The 26082-nt window shown below is 73.8% G+C and carries 19 protein-coding genes, 7 tRNA genes and 1 pseudogene; 8 read left to right on the top strand and 19 right to left on the bottom strand.

The window, feature by feature from the left end:
- Position 1: 1 nt before the first annotated feature.
- Complete coding sequence (locus tag AB0K43_RS13760) at positions 2-1039, bottom strand: chorismate-binding protein (protein WP_363639374.1); 1038 nt, start codon at positions 1037-1039, stop codon at positions 2-4.
- Positions 1040-1339: 300 nt separating this feature from the next.
- On the opposite strand from AB0K43_RS13760, the gene AB0K43_RS13755 reads away from it, so the two are divergent.
- From AB0K43_RS13755 to AB0K43_RS13725, 7 genes are all read left to right on the top strand, one after another.
- Positions 1340-1412 (top strand) — tRNA-Gly (locus AB0K43_RS13755).
- Between the two features lie 40 nt (positions 1413-1452).
- Positions 1453-1526: transfer RNA gene (locus AB0K43_RS13750), tRNA-Cys, on the top strand.
- A gap of 33 nt (positions 1527-1559) precedes the next feature.
- Positions 1560-1631, top strand: a tRNA-Val gene (locus AB0K43_RS13745).
- Positions 1632-1680: 49 nt separating this feature from the next.
- A tRNA-Val gene (locus AB0K43_RS13740) sits at positions 1681-1752 on the top strand.
- A gap of 49 nt (positions 1753-1801) precedes the next feature.
- A tRNA-Val gene (locus AB0K43_RS13735) sits at positions 1802-1873 on the top strand.
- Positions 1874-1922: 49 nt separating this feature from the next.
- A tRNA-Val gene (locus AB0K43_RS13730) sits at positions 1923-1994 on the top strand.
- 52 nt (positions 1995-2046) lie between these two features.
- Positions 2047-2118: transfer RNA gene (locus AB0K43_RS13725), tRNA-Val, on the top strand.
- A gap of 244 nt (positions 2119-2362) precedes the next feature.
- On the opposite strand, the gene AB0K43_RS13720 is transcribed toward AB0K43_RS13725, so the two are convergent.
- On the bottom strand, positions 2363-2554 hold the full coding sequence (locus AB0K43_RS13720) for a hypothetical protein (protein WP_363639172.1): 192 nt from the start codon (positions 2552-2554) through the stop codon (positions 2363-2365).
- A 517-nt stretch (positions 2555-3071) separates the two neighbouring features.
- On the opposite strand from AB0K43_RS13720, the pseudogene AB0K43_RS13715 reads away from it, so the two are divergent.
- Positions 3072-4226 (top strand): annotated as a pseudogene (locus AB0K43_RS13715) (protein kinase); the annotation flags it as partial.
- 846 nt (positions 4227-5072) lie between these two features.
- On the opposite strand, the gene AB0K43_RS13710 reads toward AB0K43_RS13715, so the two are convergent.
- The 17 genes from AB0K43_RS13710 to argC all read right to left on the bottom strand — a co-directional run bounded on the left by AB0K43_RS13710 (position 5073) and on the right by argC (position 25918).
- Positions 5073-5879, bottom strand: a complete 807-nt coding sequence (locus AB0K43_RS13710) for an RNA methyltransferase (RefSeq protein WP_363639170.1) — start codon at positions 5877-5879, stop codon at positions 5073-5075.
- 85 nt (positions 5880-5964) lie between these two features.
- On the bottom strand, positions 5965-7200 hold the full coding sequence (gene cobA, locus AB0K43_RS13705) for a uroporphyrinogen-III C-methyltransferase (protein ID WP_363639168.1): 1236 nt from the start codon (positions 7198-7200) through the stop codon (positions 5965-5967).
- Positions 7201-7292: 92 nt separating this feature from the next.
- Positions 7293-10886 carry a nicotinate-nucleotide--dimethylbenzimidazole phosphoribosyltransferase gene (cobT, locus tag AB0K43_RS13700; protein ID WP_363639166.1) on the bottom strand — a complete coding sequence of 1198 codons (3594 nt, stop codon included), beginning with the start codon at positions 10884-10886 and terminating at the stop codon, positions 7293-7295.
- 460 nt (positions 10887-11346) lie between these two features.
- Positions 11347-12597 carry a precorrin-6y C5,15-methyltransferase (decarboxylating) subunit CbiE gene (gene cbiE / locus AB0K43_RS13695; protein ID WP_363639164.1) on the bottom strand — a complete coding sequence of 417 codons (1251 nt, stop codon included), beginning with the start codon at positions 12595-12597 and terminating at the stop codon, positions 11347-11349.
- Positions 12598-12724: 127 nt separating this feature from the next.
- Entirely contained in the window at positions 12725-13366 is a 642-nt protein-coding gene (locus AB0K43_RS13690) for a GNAT family N-acetyltransferase (protein WP_363639162.1), read from the bottom strand.
- A gap of 219 nt (positions 13367-13585) precedes the next feature.
- Positions 13586-14422, bottom strand: coding sequence for a MetQ/NlpA family ABC transporter substrate-binding protein (locus AB0K43_RS13685; RefSeq protein ID WP_363639160.1), 837 nt, complete (start codon positions 14420-14422; stop codon positions 13586-13588).
- Between the two features lie 96 nt (positions 14423-14518).
- The gene (locus AB0K43_RS13680; protein ID WP_363639372.1) at positions 14519-15253 is read right to left on the bottom strand and encodes a methionine ABC transporter permease; all 735 of its coding nucleotides are present in this window, start codon (positions 15251-15253) and stop codon (positions 14519-14521) included.
- Between the two features lie 8 nt (positions 15254-15261).
- Entirely contained in the window at positions 15262-16287 is a 1026-nt protein-coding gene (locus AB0K43_RS13675) for an ATP-binding cassette domain-containing protein (protein WP_363639158.1), read from the bottom strand.
- A gap of 472 nt (positions 16288-16759) precedes the next feature.
- A complete protein-coding gene (locus tag AB0K43_RS13670; RefSeq protein WP_363639157.1) occupies positions 16760-17254 on the bottom strand; it encodes a GNAT family N-acetyltransferase in 495 nt (164 codons plus the stop codon).
- Between the two features lie 271 nt (positions 17255-17525).
- Positions 17526-18017 (bottom strand): sigma-70 family RNA polymerase sigma factor, encoded by a 492-nt coding sequence (locus AB0K43_RS13665; protein ID WP_363639155.1) that lies wholly within the window; start codon positions 18015-18017, stop codon positions 17526-17528.
- 160 nt (positions 18018-18177) lie between these two features.
- Positions 18178-19602, bottom strand: coding sequence for an argininosuccinate lyase (argH, locus tag AB0K43_RS13660; RefSeq protein ID WP_363639153.1), 1425 nt, complete (start codon positions 19600-19602; stop codon positions 18178-18180).
- A 72-nt stretch (positions 19603-19674) separates the two neighbouring features.
- Complete coding sequence (locus AB0K43_RS13655) at positions 19675-20868, bottom strand: argininosuccinate synthase (RefSeq protein WP_363639151.1); 1194 nt, start codon at positions 20866-20868, stop codon at positions 19675-19677.
- Positions 20869-21000: 132 nt separating this feature from the next.
- Entirely contained in the window at positions 21001-21549 is a 549-nt protein-coding gene (locus AB0K43_RS13650) for an arginine repressor (RefSeq protein WP_350638527.1), read from the bottom strand.
- 23 nt (positions 21550-21572) lie between these two features.
- Positions 21573-22778, bottom strand: coding sequence for an acetylornithine transaminase (locus AB0K43_RS13645; RefSeq protein WP_363639149.1), 1206 nt, complete (start codon positions 22776-22778; stop codon positions 21573-21575).
- Positions 22775-23707: an acetylglutamate kinase gene (gene argB / locus AB0K43_RS13640; protein WP_363639147.1), complete on the bottom strand. Its 933-nt coding sequence runs from the start codon at positions 23705-23707 to the stop codon at positions 22775-22777. Before argB ends, AB0K43_RS13645 begins: the two co-directional genes overlap by 4 nt.
- A 13-nt stretch (positions 23708-23720) precedes the next feature.
- Entirely contained in the window at positions 23721-24875 is a 1155-nt protein-coding gene (argJ, locus tag AB0K43_RS13635) for a bifunctional glutamate N-acetyltransferase/amino-acid acetyltransferase ArgJ (RefSeq protein ID WP_363639370.1), read from the bottom strand.
- A gap of 14 nt (positions 24876-24889) precedes the next feature.
- Entirely contained in the window at positions 24890-25918 is a 1029-nt protein-coding gene (gene argC, locus AB0K43_RS13630; protein ID WP_363639145.1) for an N-acetyl-gamma-glutamyl-phosphate reductase, read from the bottom strand.
- Positions 25919-26082: the final 164 nt, after the last annotated feature.

Here is a 26082-nt window from a genome sequence, read left to right as displayed (position 1 = left end):
ATCAGAACAGGTGGGTGCCCGACGCTATCGCGACCAGGCGGGCGGCCTTGAGCTCGGTCTCGTCCCATTCGCGCTCGGGGTCCGAACCCCAGGTGATGCCGGCGCCGGTGCCGAACCGCAGCACCGGCCGACCCTCGGTCCGGTCGATCCAGAAGGTGCGGATGCCGACGGCCAGTTCGGCCTGGCCGCGGTCGGCGTCCACCCAGCCGATCGCTCCGCAGTAGGGGCCGCGCGGGGCGGTCTCCAGGGCCTCGATGATCCGCAGGGCGCTGGACTTGGGGGCGCCGGTGACGGAGCCGGGCGGGAAGGTGCCGGCCAGCAGCTCGGGCCAGCCGGCGCCGGCGCGCAGGGTGCCCTGGACGGTGGAGACCAGGTGGACCAGGCCGGGGTGCTTCTCCACCACGCACAGGTCGGGGACGGTGATGCTGCCGGTCTCGCAGACCCTGCCGAGGTCGTTGCGGACCAGGTCGACGATCATCACGTTCTCGGCGTGGTCCTTCTCCAGCAGGTCGTGCTCGGTCCGGCCGGTGCCCTTGATCGGCCCGGAGGACACGGTGTCGCCCTGCCGTCGCAGGTAGAGCTCGGGCGAGGCGGTGGCGATCTCCACCCCGTGCGAGGGGAGCCGAATCGTTCCTGCGTACGGCGCCGGGTTGCCGTGGGCGAGCAGGGCGGTCAGTGCGTCGATGTCGGTGCGCGCCGGATCGGGCAGCGGCGCGGACAGCACCCGGCAGAGGTTGGCCTGGTAGACCTCGCCGGCCGCGATGTGCTCCCGGATGCGGCGGACGCCCGCGGTGTAGGCGGTGCGGTCGAGCGAGCTGTGCCAGCTGTCGGGGTGCGGGCCGAGCCAGCCGCCCCCGGCCGCTCCGGTGGTGGCGCCGCCGGGCGGGGTCGGGTCGGGGCGCAGCTCGTCGAAGCGGGCGCAGATCAGCCGGCCCTCGAAGTCGTGGGCGACCGCCCAGAAGCCGGTGGAGTCCAGGGCGGCCGGGTCCGAGGTGACCTCGCGCAGCCCGGTCACGAGGAGTCCGCCGAAGCGGGCCATCGGCTGGTCGGGGCTGAGGGGGGTGGTGCGGCCGGACACGGTTCTCCTGCGCGGATTCGGTGCTGCTGGCCCGGGTGCGGGCGCGCGGGCCGGGGGTGGCCCCGGTGCCTGAAGTGTAGGTCGGCGCCCTGCGGGGTGCGGCGCCTGCACGTGCCGGTACGGCTGACGAACCGCCACCTCGTGGCCACCCCCGCGCCACGCTGCGGGAACGGATTTTTAGCTGGCCGGGGAATCCGCTAGAGTTCAACACGTCGCCGGGACGCGGAACCGAGAAAACACGGGGAAGCAGCCGGGAGACAGGCGGACGTGGCTCAGTTGGTAGAGCATCACCTTGCCAAGGTGAGGGTCGCGAGTTCGAATCTCGTCGTCCGCTCGATGGGGAACAGGGTAAGATCGTTCTTCAGAAGTTGCCTGGTGGAGTGGCCGAGAGGCGAGGCAACGGCCTGCAAAGCCGTGTACACGGGTTCAAATCCCGTCTCCACCTCCAAGAGGTGCCCCTGGTTCGCCGGGGGCCCTCCCCGCGCGATTAGCTCAGCGGGAGAGCACTACCTTGACACGGTAGGGGTCACTGGTTCAATCCCAGTATCGCGCACTCGGATCCACCGGGGTCAGCCCCGGGACGGCACGTCAGTGCTGGTCGAGCGCGATTAGCTCAGCGGGAGAGCACTACCTTGACACGGTAGGGGTCACTGGTTCAATCCCAGTATCGCGCACTCGGATCCACCGGGGTCAGCCCCAGGTCGGCACGTCAGTGCTGGTCGAGCGCGATTAGCTCAGCGGGAGAGCACTACCTTGACACGGTAGGGGTCACTGGTTCAATCCCAGTATCGCGCACTCGGATCCACCGGGGTCAGCCCCAGGTCGGCACGTCAGTGCTGGTCGAGCGCGATTAGCTCAGCGGGAGAGCACTACCTTGACACGGTAGGGGTCACTGGTTCAATCCCAGTATCGCGCACTCGGATTCGCAAGATCCGCAACAGCATGACCGTGGCTGTGACATCGGTCGAGCGCGATTAGCTCAGCGGGAGAGCACTACCTTGACACGGTAGGGGTCACTGGTTCAATCCCAGTATCGCGCACCGCAGCAGCCGAGCCGTGGTCTCATCGAGACCACGGCTCTTGGCGTTGGCCCCCATGTCGTCCTCGGACATGCGTGTCGCCGGGTACGGCACTGCCCTCACCGACAGTCCGTACCCGGCAACCACGCTCCGGGGCCGCTTCGTGCGACCGCTGTGCTCCTGTGCCCGCATTGCCCGTCCAGTGCCCCGCGGGTGGGGAGCGGCGCGGTGCGCGAACCCCGGCCGACACCGATCTCCCCCGAGATCAGCGCCCGATCAGATCGGCGACCGCCCTCGTCTGGGTCACCAGTTGGTCCCACCCGCCGAAGAGCACCAGCAGCAGGACCGCGCACGGGACGGCGATCGCGAGGGCCACGGCCGGGTGCCTGGTGTCGGCTCCGGTGTGCGAGGCGGTGGGCCTGTGGCGGCGGCCGGCTCCGTTGAGCTGCATGGCCATGGTCTCTGCTCCTGCCGTCCTGCTCGGACCGGTCTGTCCCGTACGGCCTGTCCGAACGGGGTGGGAAGTGGGCGCGGCGGTGGATTCTCGGGGGACGAGGTGATCCGCCCGCCGCTGTAGACAAAGGTATGCCGGGGCCGGGGTGGGGGGCGTCATGCCGGCGTACCGTCCGGTGGCCTCCGGGAGGATGACCCGGCGACGTGCCGTGTACTACTGGAGGCGGAGACGGGGAGGATCCGATCCCCGAGGGAACCCTGATACCGGCCCCTAGCCCGGGCTGCGCGCCTGGTCGGGCGGGTGGCCGGCGGCCGGGGGCGCGGGCCCGACCGGCGGGTGTCGCCGGGGTGCGGCGGTGGGCGGATCGGATACGGAGGAGCCGTGTGTCCGACAATCCGACCGGCTGCCGGGGTGTTGCGTATCAGCACACCGCAGCAGGCAGTCCGTAAGCTGTGGCCCGACAGGATCTGACGATCCCCCATCCGACGGGGGATCACCCCACAGGCTGACGGGAACGAGCATGGCGATGATGCGGCTGCGGCGTGAGGACCCCCGCATCGTCGGCCCCTACCGGCTGCACCGACGGCTCGGGGCCGGCGGGATGGGTGTGGTCTACCTGGGCTCCGACCGCAAGGGGCAGCGGGTGGCGCTCAAGCTGATCCGGGCCGAGCTGGCCGAGGACGCCGAGTTCCGCACCCGGTTCGCCCGGGAGATCGCCGCCGCCTCGCGGATCAGGGGAGGTTGCACCGCGCGCGTGGTCGGCTCGGACATCGAGACCGAGCGCCCGTGGCTGGCGACCGCGTACGTGCCGGGGCCCTCGCTGTACAAGCGGGTCGGCGAGGAGGGGCCGCTGCCCTGGCCGGAGGCGGCCCGGATCGGCGCGGCGCTGGCCGACGGGCTGGTCAAGGTGCACGAGGCGGGGGTGGTCCACCGCGACCTGAAGCCGTCCAACATCCTGCTCTCCCCCAAGGGCCCGCGGATCATCGACTTCGGGATCGCGTGGTCCCGCGGCGCGAGCACGCTCACCCACGTCGGCACGGCGGTCGGCTCCCCCGGCTTCCTGGCGCCCGAGCAGGTGCGCGGCGCGGCCGTCACCCCGGCGACGGACGTCTTCGCGTTCGGCGCGACGCTGGCCTTCGCCCTCACCGGTGACACGCCCTTCGGCTCGGGGGCCTCCTCCGAGGTGATGCTCTACCGGGTGGTGCACGAGGAGCCCGAGCTGTCCCTGGTGCCCGCGCCGCTGGCGCCGCTGGTGCGGGCCTGCCTGGCCAAGGAGCCGGCCGAGCGGCCGCCGGCCGGCGCGCTGCACGAGCGGCTGAGCGAGCTGGCCGCCCGCGGGGCGGCCCTCGGTGCCGGCCGGGGCCGCGCCACCGTGCCGCCGCCGGCCGCACCGGCGCACCCGGTGGCCGCGGCCCCGGCCGACCGCCCGGTCCGGCGCCGACCGGCCCAGCCCGCGACCGCGCCGATGCCGCGACCGGAACACCCGGCGCAGCCCCGGGAGCGCCAGCAGACCCCGGCGCCCGGCCGGCCGCCGGCCCAGCGGGACCGCCAGCACACCCCGCCGCCGGGGCGGCCGGTCGGGGCCCGTCGTCGGCTGCTGCGCCAGCGGGTGATCGTCTTCGTCACCGTCACGGTCGGGGTCGCGCTGGCGATCGCGGCCGCCCAGGGCTGCGAGAACCGTGGCAGCCAGGGTCTGCCCCAGCAGCGGCCCGGCGTGTCCGGCGGTCCGTCGGCCGACCAGCCCGCGCCGCTGTCGATCGACGGTGCCGGGGCCGCCGCGCCGCTGGCGACCGCCGCCCGCAGCGGCGGGGACGCGGGTCTCGCCCCGGCCGTCGGCCAGGTGCCGAACGGCGACTGGCCCAACCGGGTGTACACCGACCCGGCGGGCGGCCAGCCGATCCGGCTGAAGGACGGCCGCAGCGGCGGTGAGGGCGCGCAGACCGTGCTGACCACCGTGCTGGCGGCCCGCTACCGGGACGCGCCGGCGGCCGTGGTGGTGCTGCGGCGCTCCGAGGGTTCCGTCCCGGCCGATCTGGTCCAGCTGTTCGGGTTCAACGGGGACCAGCCGGTGCTGGTGGCCTCCCGGGCCTCGGCCGCGGACCCGCAGGCCGGCCCGGTCTGGCGGATCGAGAACGGGGCGCTGCTCCGCGAGGAGCGGGTGTCGCAGACCGGCGCGGTCTCCACCACCCGCTACACCGTCCGGACCGACGGCAGCCTGGAGGAGTCCTGGCCGGGGGCGGGGATCTCCGGCGGGGTCACGGGCCGGGCCATCGGCTGACCTGATCATCCGGATCGGCCGATCCCCCCGGGCGGGATCGGCAGAACAGCAGTGCGTACCGCTCCCTGCGGCGGCGTGCCCGCGTCGCCGTTCCGTCGAACGGGAGCCTCTTGGTGATCCCCACGAAACTCGCGGGTCGCAGACTCGCGGCCGGGGTGGCGGAGCTCGCGCTGGCGCGCCGCGCACGGCGAAGGCGCACGGCCCCGGTCGGGGTCGCGCGCCTTCGGCGTCCGGCGGGCCGGGTCAGCCCGCGGTGACGGCGTAGAAGGCGACGGCGGCGGCCGCGCCCACGTTGAGCGAGTCGATGCCGTGGGCCATCGGGATCCGGACCGCGCGGTCGGCGGCGGCGAGGGCGTGCCGGGTCAGCCCGTCGCCCTCGGCGCCGAGCATCAGGGCGGCGCGCTCCAGGCGGTGCGGGGCCGCTTCGGCGAGGTCCACCGCGTGGTCGGCCGGGGTGAGCGCGAGCAGCTGGAAGCCGGCCGCGCGGACGGTGTCCAGGGCGGCCGGCCAGGGGTCGAGCCGGGCGTACGGGACGGCGAAGACCGCGCCCATCGAGGTCTTGACGGCGCGCCGGTACAGCGGGTCCGCGCAGTCCGGGGAGAGCAGCACCGCGTCCATGCCGAGAGCGGCGGCGCTGCGGAAGATCGCGCCCAGGTTGGTGTGGTCGACCAGGCCCTCCAGCACCGCGACCCGGCGGGCGCCGGCGAGGACCTCGGCCGCCTGCGGCAGCGGCTTGCGCTCCATCGAGGCCAGTGCGCCGCGGTGCACGTGGTAGCCGGTGACCTGCTCGGCGAGGGCGGGCTCGACCAGGTGGACCGGCGCCTCGGCGGCCTCGATCACCTCGGCCATCACGCCGAGCCACTTGGCGGTGAGCAGCATCGACCGCATCCGGTAGCCGGCGTCCAGCGCCCGGCGGATGACCTTCTCGCCCTCGGCGATGAACAGACCCTCGGCGGGCTCGCGGCGGCGGCGCAGCTCGACATCGGTCAGGCCGGTGTAGTCGGCGAGGCGGGGGTCGGCGGGATCGGTGACGATGCTTGGTTCGGACACGGGCTCGATCCTGCCCGGCGAGTGGGCGCGCAGGCAAACCACCCGGGGCGTCCCGGCGGGTGCGGGACGCCCCGGAGGGCCGGGGTCAGTGGGCCAGGACGTGGACGACCTCGCCGATCACGATGACGGCGGGGGGCCGGATCCGCTCGGCGGCCACGGTCGCGGCGACGGTGGCCAGGGTGGCGTCCACCCGGCGCTGGGCGGCGGTGGTGCCCTCCTGGACGACGGCGACCGGGGTGTCTGCGGGGCGACCGGCCTCGATCAGCTTCGCGGCGATGTCGCCGATCTTGTCGACCGCCATCAGCAGCACCAGGGTGCCGGTCATCCGCGCGGCGGCCTCCCAGTTGACCAGGGAGCGGGGATCGCCCGGGCCGACGTGGCCGGAGATGACGGTGAACTCGTGGGTCGTCCCGCGGTGCGTGACGGGGATGCCGACGGCGGACGGGACGCTGATCGAGCTGGAGATGCCGGGGACGACGGTGACCGGCAGCCCGGCCTCGACGCAGGCCAGCAGCTCCTCGCCGCCGCGGCCGAAGACGTACGGGTCGCCGCCCTTGAGGCGGACCACGAACTTGCCGGCCCTGGCGTGGTCGATCAGGGTCCGGTTGATCGCCTCCTGGGCCATGAAGCGCCCGTACGGGATCTTGGAGGCGTCGATCACCTCGACGTGCGGGGGCAGTTCGGCGAGCAGCTCGCGCGGGGCGAGGCGGTCGGCGACCACCACGTCCGCGTCGGCGAGCAGCCGGCGGCCGCGGACGGTGATCAGGTCCGGGTCGCCGGGGCCGCCGCCGACCAGGGCGACGCCGGGGGTGCGCTCGCGGTACTGGCGGGCGGTCAGCGAGCCGTCCCGCAGGCCGTCCACGATGGCGTCGCGCAGGCCGGCGGAGTGCCGGGGGTCGCCGGTCAGGACGGCGACGGTCGCGCCGCCGTCCCGGCCGCTGGCCGGGGTCCAGGCGGAGGAGGCGGCGGCGTCGTCGCTGCGGGCGCAGAACACCCGCAGGCGTTCGGCCTCGTCGGAGACGGCCGCGTTGACGTCCGGGTCGTCGGTGGCGACCAGGGCGTACCAGGCGGCGGTCAGGTCGCCGTCGGCGTAGCCGCGCCGGTGCCAGGTGAGCTCACCCGCCTCCGCCATCGCGTGCACGGCGGGGGTGGTGGCGGGGGAGATCAGCTGGATGTCCGCCCCGGCGGCGATCAGCGCGGGCAGCCGGCGCTGGGCGACCTGGCCGCCGCCGACCACGACCACGCGGCGGCCGGCGAGCAGCAGGCCGACCGGGTACGGGGTCAGGCCCTCGGTGCTGGGGTGCGGATTGGGCGCGGTCATCGGCAGTGCTCCTGATGGGGTGGGGGACGGGCGTGCACAGCTGCGCCCCGTACCGACGCGCCCTCGGGCCGGTACGGGGACTGGCTGAGGGGTCAACCCTTCTCGGTGACTCCGGCGGAGTCGAAGGTGGCTACATCGTGCATCGCGCGGGCCGCACTCTGCACCAGCGGAAGGGCCAGCAGTGCGCCGGTGCCCTCGCCGAGCCGCAGGTCGAGGTCGATCAGCGGGCGCAGGCCGAGCTTGGCGAGCGCGGCCTGGTGGCCGGGCTCGGCGGACCGGTGACCGGCAATGCAGGCGGCCAGCACCTCGGGGGCGATGGCCTTGGCGGCGAGCGCGGCGGAGCCGGCGATCACGCCGTCCAGGATCACCGGGGTGCGCAGCGAGGCGGCGCCGAGCAGGAAGCCGGCGATCGCCGCGTGCTCCAGGCCGCCGACGGCGGCGAGGACGCCGATCGGGTCGGCCGGGTCGGGCCGGTGCAGGGCGAGCGCCCGGCGGACGACCTCGACCTTGCGGGTGTGGGTGTCGTCGTCGATGCCGGTGCCGCGGCCGGTGACCTCGGCCGGGTCGGTACCGGTGAAGACCGAGATCAGGGCGGCGGAGGCGGTGGTGTTGGCGATGCCCATGTCGCCGGTGATCAGCACCTTGTTGCCGGCCGCGACCAGGTCGCGGGCGGTCTCGATGCCGACCTCCAGGGCCTTGAGGGCCTCTTCCCTGGTCATCGCCGGGCCCTGGGTCATGTCGTCGGTGCCGGGCTTGACCTTGCGCGGCAGCAGGCCGGTGGAGCGGCCCTGCTGGACCGGCTCGGGCAGCTCGGCCTTGACGCCGACGTCGACCACGCATACCTCGGCGCCGACCTGGGCGGCGAAGGCGTTGACCACCGCTCCCCCGGCCAGGAAGTTGGCCACCATCTGGCCGGTGACCTCCTGCGGCCAGGGGGTGACGCCCTGGGCGTGCACGCCGTGGTCGCCGGCGAAGATCGCCACGCAGGCGGGCTCGGGGATCGGCGGCGGGCACTTGCGGGACAGGCCGCACAGCTGGGCGGCGATTATCTCCAGCATGCCGAGCGAGCCGGCCGGCTTGGTCATCCGCTTCTGGCGGTCCCAGGCCTCGCCGAGGGACTTGGCGTCCAGCGGCCGGATCCCGCGCAGGGTGTCGGAGAGCAGGCTGTGCGGCTCCTCGCCGGGCAGCGCGCGGTTGCCGTACTGCTCCTCGTGGACGACCCAGGCCAGCGGGCGCTTCTTGGCCCAGCCCTGCTGCTGGAGCTCGGGCTCGTCCGGGAAGGCGTCGACGTAGCCGACGCAGAGGTAGGCGACCACGTCGAGGTGCTCGGGCAGGCCGAGCTCGCGGATCATCTCCTCCTCGTCGAAGAAGCTCACCCAGCCGACGCCGAGGCCCTCGGCGCGGGCGGCCAGCCAAAGGTTCTCGACGGCCAGGGCGGCCGAGTACGGGGCCATCTGCGGCTGGGTGTGCCGGCCGAGGGTGTGCCGGCCGCCCCGGGTGCGGTCGGCGGTGACCACGATGTTGACCGGGGTTTCGAGGATGGCCTCGATCTTGATTTCCTTGAACTGCTTGGCCCGGGCCCTGGGCAGCGAGTCCGCGTAGACCTCGCGCTGGCGCTCGGCCAGCGCGTGCATCTTCTGCCGGGTCTTGGCGGACCGGATGACCACGAAGTCCCAGGGCTGGGAGTAGCCGACGCTGGGTGCGGTGTGGGCCGCCTCCAGCACGCGGATCAGCACCTCGTGCGGGATCGGGTCCGGGCGGAAGCCGTTGCGGATGTCGCGGCGCTCGCGGATCACCTGGTGGACGGCGTCGCGGCCGGCCTCGTCGTAGCCGGGGGCCGCGGGCGGACGCTCGGCGGCGGGGGGCTGCTCGGTGGGGGGCTGCTCGGCGGGGAGGTCGGGCTCGGCCGCCTGTGCCGCTTCGGCGGGCTGCTCGGGCTCGGCCGCCTGTGCCGCTTCGGCGGGCTCCTCGGCGGGCTGCGCGGGCTCGGTCGGGTCGACCGCCGTGGTCGGGGCGGGCTCCTCGGCGGCGGGCTCGGGCTGGGCTTCGGGCTGGGCCTCGGGCTGCGGCTCGGCGGGCTCGGGCTGGAGGGCCTGCGGCGCCTCCGGCTCCGGCTCGGCCGCCGCCTCGGCGGGCTGCGGCTCGGGGCGGGCCTCGGACTGCGGCTGCGGCTGCGGCTGCGGCTCGGTGATCGCGACCGGCTCGGCCACCGGCTCGGGGGTGCTCTCGACGGCCGGGGCGAGCGGCTCGGTGAGCAGGTCACCGGTGCCGGCCGCGACCGGTGCGGACAGGCTCCCGGGGGAGGTGAGCGGCTCGACCACCGGCAGGCCGTGCGGCGCGGGGGCCGCGAGGAAGGCCGAGATCCGCCGGTGCTGCGCGGCGGGGGCGGGTGCCTGCGCGGGGATGGTGACGGTCTGCGGCGGCTCCTCGACGGCGACCTCGGCCGGGGCGGGGGCCAGGACGGTCGCCGCCGCCCCGGCCTCGGGGGCCGGCGCGGCGGCGGTCGGGCCCGCCTCGGCGAACACCGGCTCGACGAAGACGGGGGCGACCGGCGCGACCGCCACCACGGGCTGCTCGGCGGGCTGCTCGGCGGCCTGCTCGACCGGCTCGGGCTGTGCGGCTACCTCGACCGGGGGCGCCGCGGGGGCGTCGAGCACGATCGCGGCGGGCGCGGGCGCGGGCTCGGCGGCGGGCTCGGGCTCAGGGCTGGACACGGGTTCGGGGGTGGGCTCGGCGACGGGCACCTCGACGGCGGCCGGCACCTCGACGATCGGCACCTCGACCACGGGCGGGGCCTCGACCACGGGTGCGACCGCGACCGGCTCGACGGCCGGCACCTCGACCACGACGGGCTCGGCGACGGGCGCCACCGGCAGCACCGGCTCCGCGGCGATCGGCGGCGGCACGGGGGTGCCGTGCGCCGGCGTGCCGCCCAGCGGGCGGACCTGGTACGCCTGCGGGTCGAGGCTGCCGGACGGCCCGCGGTCGGCGAGCGAGCGCACCGGTACGTGGCCGGTCATCAGCGAAGGGTCCGGGATCGGCGGGCCGGCGTGCAGCGGGCGCCGCACGGGCTGGGCGGGCGCCGGCGGAGCCTGGGCCTCGACCGGGGCGGGCGCCACCGGCTGCGGGGCCGGAACCGGGGCCGGGGGGACAACCGGTTCTGCGCCTGCCGGCGCGAGCTGCTCCGGCACCAGCTGCTCAGGCACGAGCTGCTCAGGCACCGGCTGCCCGGGCAAGAACTGCGCCGGCACCGGCTGCTGGAGCTCCGGTGCGAACACCTCGGCGACCGGCAGCGGCGGGTTCAGCGGCGGCCAGGAGGGCTCGACCGGGACGCCCGCGGGCGGCGTCTGCGGCAGCGGCTCGGCGACCGTGCGCAGCGGCATGGTCTCGCCCAGCGCGGCGGGCACCGCGACCGGCGGGGCCGGGTGCTCGATCACGTTGACGGTCTCCACGGCACCGAGCAGCGGCTCGCCCCAGGAGCCCTGCGGACCGGGCATCAGGAGCTCGTCCTCCTCCTCGTCCAACTGGTCGAGGAAGGTGTACGCCGGGCGCGGCTCGGTCGCCCAGACCTGGCCGGGCGGCTGCGCGCCGGGCATGCCGGTGCCCTCCGGCGGGCCGAGCGGGTCGGCACCGCCGTGCGGCTGCTCCGGTACTCCCGCGCTCGGGACGCGGCCGCCATCGGTCATGTCAAAGCTCCTTCCAGGCCGCATCCGCGACCTCGGCGGCGCGGCCATGACCGCAGCGCCCAACTCCGCTGGGGCAGGGCCGCGGACGGCCCGCCCCTGCACCTACTGGCGGCCACCGCGCACACGGCGGCCGTCGGCTCCGGCGCGCTGCTCCACCCCGGCGGCGCAGCGGGCCCTGCCGGGCTGGCGCACCATCAGGAACAACGACGGCCCGGGGCAACCGGCACGTCCGCGCCGGAACCCTAGGGCATTCTTCCGGCCCGGCCCGCATCGCGTCGAATGTACGCAAGATGTGTCGATGCAGGTTGCACCGCGTCAAATCGGTACCAACCAGTCCGGATCGGACACGATCCATCGGGTGTGCGCAGCCCGGACGCCACCCTACCGGCCGGGGCCGACGCTCTCTCGAATCCGTGTCCGGATGCGACGTGGATCACCGTCGGCCGCACCGTACACGGTTTCAGGCGGCCTTGGCCCAGAGGATCAGGGTGTGGTCGGCCGGGCCGAAGGAGGGGCGGTCCTGACCGGCGCGCGCCGGAGCGAGCGGCGCGGACTGGAGCAGTGCGCCGTCCACCCGGTAGCCGGCGCCCTCGGCGATCCGCCGGAGCTCCCCGGCCTCGGCCAGGTTGCTGGCCACCACGACCAGGCGGTCCGGCCGCCGGGCCACCACGGCCCGGACCAGTTCGGCGCCGCCGGACCCGACCAGCACCGCGTCCGGCTCCGGCAGTCCGCCGAGCGCCTCGGCGCCCACCCCCTGGACCACCTCGACCTCGACGGCGTGCCGACGGGCGGCCACCGCGAGCCGGGCGCAGGCGGCGGCGTCGGCCTCCACCGCGACCACGGCGGCGCCGAGGCGCGCGGCGTCGACCGCGAGCGCGGCGCCGCCGTCGCCGACCGTCCAGACCAGGTCGCCGGGAACCGGCCCCAGCCGGGCCAGGGCCAACGCGCGGACGTGCGCGGGGAGCTCAGGCTCCTCGTCCTCCGCGCCGGCCCGGGCATCGGCCCCCGCGTACGCCGGGGCGGGCAGGGCCCAGCCGCGCTCCGGCGCGGGGAAGCCGAGCGGGCGCCCGGCGAGCCAGCCGGCCGCCTCGGTGCCGGCGGGGGGCCGGCCGCCGCCGATCACCAGCACCACGCTCGGGTCGCGCCAGTCGCGGTCGGGCACCCGGTCGGAGGTGAGGACGGTGACGTCCTCCTCCGGGGTGCCGAGCGCCTCGCAGACCACGAAGGTGCGGTGCACCCCGTGGAGCATCAGGGCGAGTTCGGCGGGGCCGGCATCGGCGGTGGTGAGGACGGCGACCTTGGGATGGGCCCGGCAGATGTTGGCCGCGCGGCGCAGCCGGCCGCCGTGCACGGAGACCACCTGGGCGTCCTCCCAGGCCATCCCGGCCCGGGCGAACGCGGTGGCGACCGAGGACACCGCGGGCAGCACCTCGAGTTCCAGCCCGTACTCGGGACGCCGCAGGGTGCGCACCACCCCGAAGAAGCCGGGGTCGCCCTCGGCGACCACCACGGCGGCGCCGCGGTGGTCGGCCAGCCGGTGGGCGGCGTCGGCGATGCTGCCGAGTGCGATGCGTTCGGCCTCCGCCGGGACGGGCAGGGCGTTCAGTTGATAGGGCGCCCCCGCCACCAGGGTCGCCCCGGCCAGCGCGGAGGCCGCCGCCTCGGTGAGTGGGGTGCCGTCCCACCCGATGACCGTGATCCGGTCAGCCATCTGCGGCTGTTCTCCCTCGTCCGTCCACCCCGCGGGCGGCCTGCCCCGGCACGCCCCAGGAGAGGCTACCCGGTGCGCTCCCCCGCTCGTCGCAGGACCGATCCGTCCGGACCCGGGCGGCCGCCGGTCAGTCCCGCAGCAGGTAGCGCTGCTCCGCCCAGTCGGGCTGGGGCTCCTCCAGGTCCTCCGGCAGCAGGCTCCAGACGATCAGGTCGGATCTGCTCCCGGCGGCGGGGCGGGTGGTGCGGTCGCCCGGCGCGCGGTCGTCCCGGACTATCCAGGCGCTGCGCAGCACTCCCTCGCTGATGCAGCCGGTCTTCTGGGCGACCTGCTGGCCGGCGGTGTTGCCGGCGGCGGTGCGCAGCTCCAGGCGGTGGAAGCCGCGGTCCTCGAAGAGCCACTGGGCCACGCCGAGCACGGCCTCCGGGGCGTAGCCCTCGCCGCGCGCCCAGGGCGCGGTGATCCCGGTGAGCTCGGTGGAGCGCAGCCGCCAGTCGGTGCCGCGGAGTTCGACCCGGCCGACCACCCGTTGGGTGAGGTGCTCGGTGACCACGAAGCCGATGCCCCGGCCCTCGGCCCGCCGGGCCGGGGCGAGACGGCGGATCCACTCCAGCGCGTGCGCCTCGGTGAACGGTTGCGGGACGGCCGTCCAGGTGTTGACCTGCTCGTCGGCCATCATCGCCACCAGGCTGGGGGCGTCGGCGTCCGCGGGCGGGCGCAGCAGCAGCCGTTCGGTGCTGATGGCGGTCTCGGGGAAGCTCGCTGCCATTGCCGTCTCTCCTCGCCGGGTCGTCGACGCACGGTACGCCGCGCCCCTCCTCGGGCGTGCCAGGGTACCCGCTGTCCCGCGACGGTCCGTCAGGTACGCCGCCGTTGTGACGACGGCTCGTCAGATTCGCCTCCGGCGGTGCCGTCCCCCCTGCATACTGCCCGACCGGGCCCCCGCCGTGGTGCGGCGGGGGCCCGGTCGCGGGGGTCCGTGGGCGGCTCAGAAGGCGGGGATCACGGAGCCCTGGAAGGTGTCGTCGATGTACTTCTTCACCTCGGCGGAGTGCAGCAGCTCGGCCAGCTTCTTGACCCGCGGGTCGGCCTCGTTGCCCTTCTTGACGGCCAGGATGTTGGCGTACGGGTTGCCCGCGGCCTTCTCCAGCAGGATGGCGTCGGTGGCCGGCTTCAGGCCGGAGTCCAGGGCGTAGTTGCCGTTGATGACGGCGGCGTCCAGGTCGTCCAGGGCGCGCGGCAGCTGGGCCGCCTCCAGCTCCTTGAACTTGAGGTTCTTGGGGTTGGTGGCGATGTCCTGGACGGTGGCGGCGGTGCCGGCGCCGCCCTTGAGGGTGATCACGTTGTTGTCGGCGAGCAGCTTGAGCGCCCGGCCCTCGTTGGTGGCGTCGTTGGGGACGCCGACCTGCGCGCCGTCCTTGAGGTCGCCGACGGCCTTGGCCTTCTTGGAGTAGACGCCGAGCGGCTCCAGGTGCACCGGCTCGACCGAGACGATGCTGGTGCCGTTCTTCTGGTTGAAGTCCTCCAGGTACGGCACGTGCTGGAAGAAGTTGGCGTCCGCGGAGCCGTCCTGGACCGCCGTGTTCGGGGTCACGTAGTCGCTGACCACCTTGATGTCCAGCTTGAGCCCCGCCTTGGCCGCCAGGTTGTCCTTGACGTACTGGAGGATCTGGGCGTGCGGGGTGGGGCTGGCGACGACGGTCAGCGCCTTGTTCGGGTCGGCCGAGGCACCGGCGGTGGAGGAGCCGGAGCTGCTGCAGGCGGCGAGCGAGAGGGCGAGGCCGGCGGTGGCGATGACGGTGGTGGTCTTCAGGACGTTACGCACGAAAAGTGCCTTTCTGCGGGGTTGCGGTCGGCCGTCCGGGCCGTGGTGACGGACCGGAGGCCGGGTACTCGCCGGGCTCTGGATCGGCCGGCGGGGTCAGTGGGAGACGAGCTCGTCGTCCGCGGCGCCGCGGCGGCGGCCGCCGAACAGCAGGCCGAGCGGGCTGGGGTAGGAGCCGCGGTGGGCGAGGTGGCGGGCGATCCGGTCGCCGATCAGCTGGAGCACCGTCACGATGACGACCAGCTCGGCGACGATCACCCACATGAAGGTGGTCTGGAAGCGCAGGTAGCCGTAGCGGTACGCCAGGTCACCGAGGCCGCCGCCGCCGACGGTGCCGGCCATCGCGGAGAAGCCGATCAGGGCGATCACCGTGGTGGTGACGGAGGCGACCAGCGCGGGCAGCGCCTCCGGCAGCAGGGTCTTGCGGACGATGGTCCAGGTGGAGCCGCCCATCGCCTGGACGGCCTCGACCAGGCCGGGGTCGACCTCGCGGACGGAGGTCTCGACCAGCCGGGCGAAGAACGGGACGGCGCCGACCGCGAGCGGCACGGCGGCGGCCTGCCAGCCGAGCGAGGTGCCCACCACCCAGCGGGTGAACGGGATCAGTGCCACGATCAGGATGATGAACGGGATCGAGCGGCCGACGTTGACGATGACGCCGAGCACCCGGGCGACCGGCAGGTTCTGCAGCATCCCGCCCTTGTCGGTGAGGACCAGCAGCAGACCGACCGGCAGGCCGATCACGATGGTCGCGGCGGCGGCGACGCCGACCATGCCGAGGGTCTCCCAGGTGGCGGGCCACATCAGGTCCTGCATCTGGTCCCAGGTCAGGGTGTTGCTCATGCCACCGCTCCGTCCGCCGCGCCGAGTACGTCCACCTGCAGGCCCTGCTCGCGCAGGAAGCCGATCGGCACCACGTTGTCCTGGTGGCGGCCGGGCAGTTCGACCCGCATCCGGCCGACCATCCGGCCCGCGATGGTCTCCACCGCGGCGCCCAGGATGTTGATGTCGATCTGGTAGGTACGGGCCAGCTGGGAGATGAACGGCTGGGCCGGGGTGTCGCCCTGGAAGGTGACCTCGACGACGGTGTGGCCGGGGTGGCCGGACCCGAAGTCGCCGAGCGGGAAGAGGTCCCGGGCGAGCTGGGAGCCCTCGGTGGCGAGCAGGTCGTTCAGGGCCCCGGACTCGACCACCCGGCCGCCGCGCATCAGGGCGGCCGAGTCGCAGACCGACTTGATCACGTCCATCTCGTGGGTGATCAGGAGCACCGTCAGGCCGAGCCGCTGGTTGAGCTCGCGCAGCAGCTGCAGGATGGAGCGGGTGGTCTCCGGGTCGAGGGCCGAGGTGGCCTCGTCGGAGAGCAGCACCTTGGGGTCGCCGGCCAGGGCACGGGCGATCCCGACCCGCTGCTTCTGCCCGCCGGAGAGCTGGCTCGGGTAGCTGCGGGCCTTGTCGGCGAGGCCGACCAGGTCGAGCAGCTCGGCGGCGCGGCGGCGGCGCTGGGTCCGGTCCTGGCCGATGATCTCCAGCGGCAGCTCGACGTTCTCCTGCACGGTGCGCGAGGCCAGCAGGTTGAAGTGCTGGAACACCATGCCGATCCGGCGGCGGGCCTCGCGCAGCTCGCGGCCGGCCCGGTGCTCGCTGCCGGCCAGCGCGGTGAGGTCGAGGCCGTCCACGGTGACGGTGCCGGAGCTGGGCCGCTCCAGCATGTTGACGCAGCGGATGAGGGTGGACTTGCCGGCGCCGCTGGTGCCGACGACTCCGTAGACCTCGCCCTCGCGGACGTGCAGGTCGACGCCGTCGAGGGCGGTGACCTCGCGGCCCCGGGAACGGTAGACCTTCCTCAGGTCCTTGGTGGTGATCACAGCTGCTTCCGTTGTTCGTGGGCGGACGGCCGTGCGGCCGGAACGCCGATGGCGGTCAGCGGCATGCCGGGCACGCCGGTGCAGGTGAAAAAAGGGGGGGTCGGTTCGGTCCGTACGTCGATCGTGGCCGCTGGGCGGCGGTGACGCGCGGGGACATGGCCCTAACGAGTCATCAGTGACCCGTGGACCGGTGCGCCTGGGACGGCGCGAAGGGGATTACTCGCTTCGGGGCGCGAGCGGGGGGACGGTGGCCCTCAGCGGTGACACATTCGACGGCACATGCATCGCTCACCTGCCGGCGCGGTGCCGGTGGGGATGCATGTCGTCGTCGCAGTCATGGATGCAAGTAAATCAGACATATGCACGCGGTCCCAATGAGCAGGACCAGCTGTCCGGAATGCGGACACGGCCTTTGTGCGCCAAGGCCGACGGCGCCCGCCTGTGGAGGCGGGCGCCGTCGGCGGGGCGGAGTTCAGGCAGCGAGCGAGGTCGCGACCGGCTTCTCCAGGGTGACGATGCTGAGCCGGCGGGAGACCTCCCGCACGGCGGTCTGGCGGTACCCCTGGCGGGCGTACAGGCGCAGGTTGGCGAGGCTGCGGTGGCCGGTGAACAGCGCGAAGGCACTGACCGCGTGCTCGGCGGTCAGCCGGCGCTCGACCGCGTCCAGCAGGCGGCGGCCCAGGCCGTGCCGCTGGATCCGCGGGTGCACCACCAGCCGGCCGATGTGCCCGACGCCCTGCTCGTCCACCCAGCCGCGCACCGTGCCGACGACCTCGTCGCCGAGCCGCGCCACCAGGACGTGCCGCTCGGCGATCTCCTCCCGGAGGCTCTCCAGGCTCTGCGTCAGCGGATCGATCGACCAGTCCGAGTACAGCTCGGCCTCGCTCTGGTAGCCGAGGTACTGGAGCTTGAGGATCTGCTCCGCGTCCTGCTCGTTCGCCGCCGAGATGCTCACACTCATGCCCATGTACGGGGCCTCCCCATGGATCGTGCCCGGCGCGACGAGTGAGGGTCTCGCACCGGCCGCCTGCCGAGGTGTGCCCGGACGGGGATCGGCCCGGTCCGGGGGATAGCGCACGCCGCGCCCCTCCGGACGGCATCGCCGCCCGCCGGACCGGACCAGCGCTCACGCTCAGTATCCGGAACCACGGGCGACCGTCAAGAGCGACGTTCGCCACCGCTCTACCCAGCGGCCGCCCGCTCTCAACCTCCCGGCCGCCCGACGTGGCGAGCGTCACTCAACCTTCACCGGCCGGCCAGTCCTGGCGCCGGGCCGCCAGGAGCACCCGAAGACAGCCCAGGCAGCGGGATCTGGTCGGGCCGAGCGAGCCGCGCGGCACCCCGAGGCGGCGGGCCAGCTGGCCGTACGTGAGGTCCGGCGAGGCGGCCAGGGCGGCGAGCAGCTCGGGGCAGCGGCCCGGCAGGGTGGCGAGGGCGCGGCGTACGGCGCGGTGGAGTTCGGCGCGGGCGAGGTGCTCGGCCGGATCGAGGTGACGCTGCGTCACGATGGGGACGGGGGTCTCCGGTGGGTGCCGGCGGGCGATGAGGGCCTCCCGGACGGCCAGACCGCGGAGCCAGGCCTGGGTCTGGGCGGGGATTCCGGCCGCGGCCCGTTCCAGCGCCCGGAGCCAGACGGACTGCTCGAGGTCGTCGGGGTCGGCGCCGCTGCCGCGGGCCAGCGCGGCCAGGAAGGGGAGCAGGTCGGGGCGCAGGTCGCGGACGGGGATCACACCGGGTATGACCTCGGCCGCGGGCTCCCGGACACGGCCGGGGGCCGCCGACCACCCGCACGGGAGGGGGAGGTGCCGCAGGGACGGAGGCCACGGTGCGGCGGTCGCACGCCGAGCGCCACTGCCGGGGGGTCGACAGGGGCGCTCGGGGCTGCGGGGGTCAGGGCCGGAGCCACTCCTGCTGGGCGGCCAGGTCGGTCTTCAGCTCTTCGAGTTGGGTGGCGACGGCGCTGGGGGCGGTGCCGCCGCGGCCGTTGCGGGAGGCGATCGCGCCATGGACGCTGAGGACGGAGCGGACCTCGGGGGTCAGGTGCTCGGAGATCTCGGCGAACTGCTGGTCGGTCAGGTCGGCGAGCTCGATGCCCCGGGCCTCGCAGACCTTGACGCAGGCACCGGCGACCTCGTGCGCGACCCGGAACGGGACGCCCTGCCGGACCAGCCACTCGGCGATGTCGGTGGCCAGCGAGAAGCCGGCCGGGGCCAGCTCCTCCAGCCGCTCGCGGTGCACGGTGAGGGTGGCCATCATGCCGGTGAAGGCCGGCAGCAGGACCTCCAGGGTGTCGCAGGAGTCGAAGACCGGCTCCTTGTCCTCCTGCAGGTCGCGGTTGTACGCGAGCGGCAGCGCCTTGAGGGTGGCCAGCAGGCCGGTGAGGTTGCCGATCAGGCGGCCGGACTTGCCCCGGGCCAGCTCCGCGATGTCCGGGTTCTTCTTCTGCGGCATGATCGAGGAACCGGTGGAGAAGGCGTCGTGCAGCGTGATGAAGCCGAACTCCTTGGTGTTCCAGATGATCACCTCCTCCGCGATCCGGGAGAGGTTGATCCCGATCATCGCCGTCACGAAGGCGAACTCGGCGACGAAGTCCCGCGAGGCCGTGCCGTCGATCGAGTTGCCGACCGAGCCGCGCTCGAAGCCCAGCTCGGCGGCGACCGCCTCCGGGTCCAGGCCGAGCGAGGAGCCGGCGAGGGCGCCGGAGCCGTACGGGGAGACGGCGGTGCGGGTGTCCCACTGGCGCAGCCGCTCGGCGTCCCGGCCGAGGGCCTGCACGTGCGCGAGGACGTGGTGGGCGAACAGGACGGGCTGCGCGTGCTGGAGGTGGGTGCGGCCCGGCATCGCGGTGTCCGGGTGGGCCTCGGCGAGGCCCACCAGGGCGTGCTGGAGGTCCAGCAGCAGACCCCCGATGATCTTCGCGTGGTCCCGCAGGTACATCCGGAACAGGGTGGCGATCTGGTCGTTGCGCGAGCGGCCGGCCCGCAGCTTGCCGCCGAGGTCCGGGCCGAGCCGCTCCAGCAGGCCGCGCTCCAGCGCGGTGTGCACGTCCTCGTCGGCGACCGTGCCGGTGAAGGCGCCGGAGTCGACGTCGGCCAGCAGCCGGTCGAGGCCGGCCAGCATCGCGGCCAGTTCCTCGTCGTCGAGCAGGCCGGCCTTGTGCAGCACCTTGGCGTGCGCCTTGGAGCCCGCGATGTCGTAGGGCGCGAGGCGCCAGTCGAAGTGCACCGAGGCGGAGAGCCTGGCCAGTGCCTCGGAGGGGCCGTCGGCGAATCGCGCGCCCCAGAGGCGGACGTCTGCGGGCTGGTCGGCGGGCATCGCTCGGGCTCCTTCAGCGGTAGGGGAGGTCCCGGCTGCCGGGGGTGACAGCCGGGACCGGGTGGGGATGGCTCAGGCCAGGTCGCGCCGGGCCGCGATCTTCGAGGAGAGGCCGAAGATCTCGATGAAGCCCTTGGACATCGACTGGTCGAAGGTGTCGCCGGTGTCGTAGGTGGCCAGGTTGAAGTCGTACAGCGACTGGTCGGACTTGCGCCCGTTGACCACCGCGCGGCCGCCGTGCAGGACCAGCCGGATGTCGCCGGAGACGCTCTGGTTGGCCTCGTTGACGAAGCCGTCCAGCGCGCGCTTGAGCGGGGAGAACCACAGGCCGTCGTAGACCAGCTCGGCCCAGCGCTGCTCGACCTGCCGCTTGTAGCGGGCCAGTTCGCGCTCGACCGTGACGTTCTCCAGCGCCTGGTGGGCGGTGATCAGGGCGATCGCGCCGGGGGCCTCGTAGATCTCCCGGGACTTGATGCCGACCAGCCGGTCCTCGACCATGTCGAGCCGGCCGACGCCCTGGGCGCCGGCGCGCTTGTTGAGCTCCTCGATGGCCTGGAGCACGGTGACCTTGCGGCCGTCGATCGCGACCGGGACGCCGGCCTCGAAGGTGATGACCACCTCGTCGGCCTCGCGCGGGGTGGCCGGGTTCTGGGTGTACTCGTAGACGTCCTCGATCGGGGCGTTCCAGATGTCCTCCAGGAAGCCCGTCTCCACCGCCCGCCCGAAGACGTTCTGATCGATCGAGTACGGGGACTTCTTGGTGGTCGCGATCGGCAGGCCCTTGGCCTCGGCGAAGGCGATCGCCTTGTCCCGGGTCATCGCGTAGTCGCGCACCGGGGCGATGCACTTCAGGCCCGGGGCCAGCGAGTTGATGCCGACCTCGAAGCGCACCTGGTCGTTGCCCTTGCCGGTGCAGCCGTGCGCGACGGTGGTGGCACCGTGCTTGTGCGCGGCGGCGACCAGGTGCTTGACGATGGTCGGCCGCGAGAGCGCGGAGACCAGCGGGTACTGGCCCTGGTAGAGGGCGTTGGCCTTGAGCGCCGGGAGGCAGTACTCGTCGGCGAACTCCTCGCGGGCGTCCGCGACCTCGGCTTCGACCGCGCCGCAGTCGAGCGCACGCTGGCGGATCTTCTCCAGGTCCTCGCCGCCCTGGCCGACGTCGACGGCGACGGCGATGACCTCGGCGCCGGTCTCCTCGGCGATCCAGCCGATGCAGACGGACGTGTCCAGACCGCCCGAGTAGGCGAGTACGACGCGCTCGGTCACGGCTTTCTCCTTCACAAGAGGTAACGAACAGGGCAGGGGAACGGCGCTGTGCGGGATCCCATGCGGCGTTAGGCATAAGTATGCATCACCGCGTATGAAACGCCAAACAGCGTTCCGGGGACGGAATGCGGGCTACTGGACCTTGGCCTGGGCCAGCTGCATCAGGTGGTCGGCCAGTGCCTGGCCGCCCGCCGGATCGCGGCTGATCAGCAGCACGGTGTCGTCACCGGCGATGGTGCCGATCACCTCGTAGACCTCGGCCGCATCGATCGCCGAGGCGAGGAACTGCGCGGCCCCGGGCGGGGTGCGCAGCACCACGAGGTTGCCGGAGGCGGTGGCGGACACCATGAGCTCGCCCGCCAGCCGGGCCATCCGGCCCTCGCTGGCGGACTCCCCCATCGGCGCGCGCGGCGTCCGGTCGCCGCCCTCGGCCGGGACGGCGTAGATGAGCGCGCCGTCCCGGTTGCGGATCTTCACCGCGCCCAACTCGTCCAGGTCCCGGGAGAGCGTGGCCTGGGTGACCACCAGCCCGTCGTCGGCCAGCAGCTTGGCCAGCTGGCTCTGCGAACGGACGGGCTGACGGGTCAACAGGTCCACGATCCGCCGGTGGCGCGCGGTGCGGGTCTGTGGGACCTGCGACGTCGGCCCGGCGGCGGACTGGTCGGAGTGGGGAGCGGTCATACGATGATTCTCCTGGACTGCGCTCAGCTGTTCGCGTCGGGGGCGGGCTCCCGCACCGACCGGAGGATCTCCGGCAGCGCGGCCAGGAAGGTGTCCGCGTCCTGCTCGGACAGCACCAGCGGCGGCACCAGCCGGACGGCGTCCGGCACCGCCGCGTTCACCAGGAAGCCGGCCTGCTGGGCCGCGGCCTGCACCTGGCCGGCCACCGGCTCGGTCAGCACGATGCCCAGCAGCAGGCCGCTGCCGCGGACGTGCCCGACCAGCGGGTCGCCGATCGCCTCGACACCCTGGCGGATCCGCTCGCCGAGCTTGGCGGCGTGCTCCAGCAGGCCCTCGGACTCGATCGTGTCGAGCACCGCCAGCCCGGCCGCGGCGACCACCGGGTTTCCGCCGAAGGTGGTGCCGTGCTGGCCCGGGTGGAGCAGCTCGGCCGCCGGACCGAAGGCGACGGCGGCACCGATCGGCAGGCCGCCACCCAGGCCCTTGGCCAGGGTGACGACGTCCGGCTCGATGCCCTCGAAGGCCTGGTGGGCGAACCAGTGGCCGGTCCGGCCGATCCCGGTCTGGATCTCGTCCAGCACCAGCAGGGTGCCGGTGGCCCGGGTGATCTCGCGGGCCGCCCGCAGGTAGCCCTCGGGCAGCGGGACGGCGCCATTCTCGCCCTGGATCGGCTCCAGGAAGACGGCGGCGGTCTCGGTGCTGACGGCCGCCCGCAGCGCCTCGATGTCGCCGAACGGGACGTGCAGCACCTCGCCGGGCAGCGGGCGGAACGGGTCCTGCTTGGCGGGCTGGGCGGTGAGGGCGAGCGCGCCCATGGTCCGGCCGTGGAAGGCGCCCTCGACCGAGATCAGCTGGGTCCGGCCGGTCAGCCGGCTGATCTTGAACGCCGCTTCGTTGGCCTCGGCGCCGGAGTTGCAGAAGAACACCCGGCCCTCGCGGCCGAACAGCCCGAGCAGCCGCTCGGCGAGCCGGACGGTCGGCTCGGCGATGAACAGGTTGGAGACGTGGCCGAGGGTCGCGATCTGGGCGGTGACCGCCTCGACGATCGCCGGGTGGGCGGTGCCCAGCGCGTTCACCGCGATGCCGCCGACCAGGTCCAGGTACTCCTTGCCGTCGGCGTCCCAGAAGCGGGCGCCGGCGCCCCGCACCAGCGGGATCCGCGGGGTGCCGTAGTTGTCCATCAGCGCGTGCTGCCACCGCTCGGTGAGCTCGGTGTTGGTGCCGGTCATGCCAGTCCCCCCCGTACGGGCACCTCGTCGTCGGGGACGACCATGGTGCCGATTCCTTCGTCGGTGAAGATCTCCAGGAGCAGGCTGTGCTGCACCCGGCCGTCCAGGACCCGGGCGGTGCCCACGCCGGAGCGCACCGCGCGCAGGCAGCCCTCCATCTTGGGCAGCATGCCGGTGGCCAGGGTCGGCAGCATCTCCTCCAGTTCGGAGCCGGTGAGCTTGCTGATCACGTCGTCCGAGTCCGGCCAGTCGCGGTAGAGGCCCTCGACGTCGGTGAGGATCACCAGCATCTCGGCACCCAGCGCCACCGCCAGCGCCGAGGCGGCGGTGTCCGCGTTGATGTTGTAGACATGGCCGTCGGCGCCGCGGGCGATCGAGGAGATCACCGGGATCCGGCCGTCCCCGATCAGCGCCTTCACCGCGCCGGCCTCGATGTTGACGATGTCGCCGACCAGGCCGATGTCCACCTGCTCGCCGTCCACCACGGCGTACCGCTTGACGGCCGTCATGGTGTGCGCGTCCTCACCGGTCATCCCGACCGCGAACGGACCGTGCGCGTTCAGCAGGCCGACCAGCTCGCGCTGCACCTGGCCCGCCAGCACCATCCGCACCACGTCCATGGTCTCCGGCGTGGTCACCCGCAGACCGGCGGTGAACGAGGACTCCAGGCCCAGCTTCTCCAGTTGCGCGCTGATCTGCGGGCCGCCGCCGTGCACCACCACCGGGTGCAGCCCGGCGTAGCGCAGGAAGACCACGTCCTGGGCGAAGGCCGCCTTGAGGTCCTCGTCCACCATGGCGTTGCCGCCGAACTTGATCACGATGGTCTTGCCGTGGAAGCGCTCCAGCCAGGGCAGCGCCTCGATCAACGTGCGGGCCTTGGGCAACGCGGTGTTGTTACGGGCCTGTTCGCCCTTGGGTGCGATCTGCACGGTGTCCCCCGGATCAGGTCGAGTAGGCGCTGTTCTCGTGCACGTAGTCGGCGGTCAGGTCGTTGGTCCAGACACTGACCGCGGCCCGACCGGCCTTCAGGTCGGCGGTGATGACCACCTCGCGGTCCGTCATCGAGACCAGCGAGCGGTCCTCGCCCACGCTGCCGTCGCGGCAGACCCAGACGCCGTTGATCGCGACGTCCAGCCGGTCGGGGTCGAAGGCGGCGGCGGTGGTGCCGATCGCGGCCAGCACCCGGCCCCAGTTCGGGTCCTCGCCGTGGATGGCGCACTTGAGGAGGTTGTTGCGGGCCACCGTACGGGCGACCTCGACGGCCTCCTCCTCGGTGGCGGCGTTGACGATGTCGATCCGGATGTCCTTGCTGGCGCCCTCGGCGTCACCGATCAGCTGGCGGGCCAGGTCGGCACAGACCGTGCGGACGGCCTCGGCGAACTCGACCTGGTCCGGGACGACGCCGCTGGCGCCGGAGGCCAGCAGCAGCACGGTGTCGTTGGTCGACATGCAGCCGTCGGAGTCGATCCGGTCGAAGGTGGTGCGGGTGCCGGCGCGCAGCGCGGCGTCCAGCGCGGGGGCCTCGACGGCGGCGTCGGTGGTGATCACCACCAGCATGGTGGCCAGGCCGGGGGCGAGCATGCCCGCGCCCTTGGCCATGCCGCCGACCGTCCAGCCGGCCGGGCCGGCGACCTCGGCGGTCTTGTGCACGGTGTCGGTGGTCTTGATGGCGATGGCGGCCGACTCGCCGCCGTCCGGGCTGAGCGCCTTGACCGCCTGCTCGACCCCTGGCAGCAGGATGTCCATCGGCAGCCGCTCGCCGATCAGGCCGGTGGAGCAGACCGCCACCTCGCCGGCGCCGGTGCCGAGTTCGGCGGCCACCTTCTCGGCGGTGGCGTGGGTGTCCTGGAAGCCGAGCGGGCCGGTGCAGGCGTTGGCGCCACCGGAGTTGAGGACCACGGCGGCCAGCCGGCCGGCCTTCAGCACCTGCTCGGACCAGAGCACCGGCGCGGCCTTGACCCGGTTGGAGGTGAAGACGCCCGCGGCGGCGAAGGCCGGACCGTCGTTGACCACCAGCGCGAGGTCCGGGGTGCCGGAGGCCTTGATGCCGGCGGTGACACCGGCTGCCCGGAAGCCCTTCGCCGCCGTCACGCCCACGTTCTGACTGTCGGTCACGGTGCGACTCCGTTCAGCGGAAGGCCCAGCTCCTCGGGGAGGCCGAGGGCGATGTTCATGCTCTGCACCGCGCCGCCGGCGGTGCCCTTCACCAGGTTGTCGATCGCGCTGATCGCGATGATCCGCCCGGCGTGCTCGTCCAGGGCGACCTGCACCAGCGCGGCGTTCGAGCCGTAGACCGAACTGGTCTGCGGCCACTGGCCCTCGGGCAGCAGGTGGACGAACGGCTCGCCTGCGAAGGCCTCCGCGTAGGCGGCGCGCAGCGAGGCGGCGGTGGTGCCGGGCTTCGCCTTGGCGCTGCAGGTCGCCAGGATGCCGCGGGGCATCGGGGCCAGGGTCGGTGTGAAGGAGACGGTGATCTCCTCCCCCGCCACCGGGCCGAGGTTCTGCGCCATCTCCGGGGTGTGCCGGTGGCCGCCGCCGACGCCGTACGGGCTCATCGAGCCCATCACCTCGCTGCCGAGCAGGTGCGGCTTGGCCGCCTTGCCGGCGCCGGAGGTGCCGGAGGCCGCCACCACCACGGCCTCGGGCTCGGCCAGCCGGGCCGCGTAGGCGGGGAAGAGCGCGAGCGAGACGGCGGTCGGGTAGCAGCCGGGGACGGCGATCCGCTTGCTGCCCTTGAGCGCGGCGCGGTGGCCGGGCAGCTCGGGCAGGCCGTACGGCCAGGTGCCGGCGTGCGGCGAGCCGTAGAACCGCTCCCAGGTGGCGGCGTCCCGGAGCCGGAAGTCCGCGCCGCAGTCGACCACCAGCACGTCCTCGCCGAGCGCCTCGGCGACGGCGGCGGACTGCCCGTGCGGCAAGCCGAGGAAGACGATGTCGTGGCCGGCGAGCACCTCGGGGGTGGTCGGTTCCAGCACCCGGTCGGCGAGCGGGATCAGGTGCGGCTGCAGGGTGCCGAAGCGGGCCCCGGCGTTGGACCCGCCGGTCAGCGCGCCGATCTCGATCTCGGGGTGGCCGAGCAGCAGGCGCAGCGCCTCGCCCCCCGCGTACCCGCTCGCGCCGGCGACGGCGACTCGCAATGCCATGACGTTCCCTTCTCGGACTTGGCATGAATATACGCAGCTCGGAACATTCATGCAAGGAGCTCCCAGGTAAGGGTACCCTAAATCACTGGGTGGGTCCGTCGGTCGGCGGCCCGGGGTGCCGCTCACCTTCCGGGGCCCGGGTGACGGCCCCGCAGAATGCCGCT

Origin of the sequence: Kitasatospora sp. NPDC049258, from assembly GCF_040678895.1 — a bacterium.
Lineage (GTDB): Bacteria > Actinomycetota > Actinomycetes > Streptomycetales > Streptomycetaceae > Kitasatospora.
Note: the sequence above shows the minus strand (reverse complement) of the source record. Positions and strands in the feature narration are given on the sequence as shown.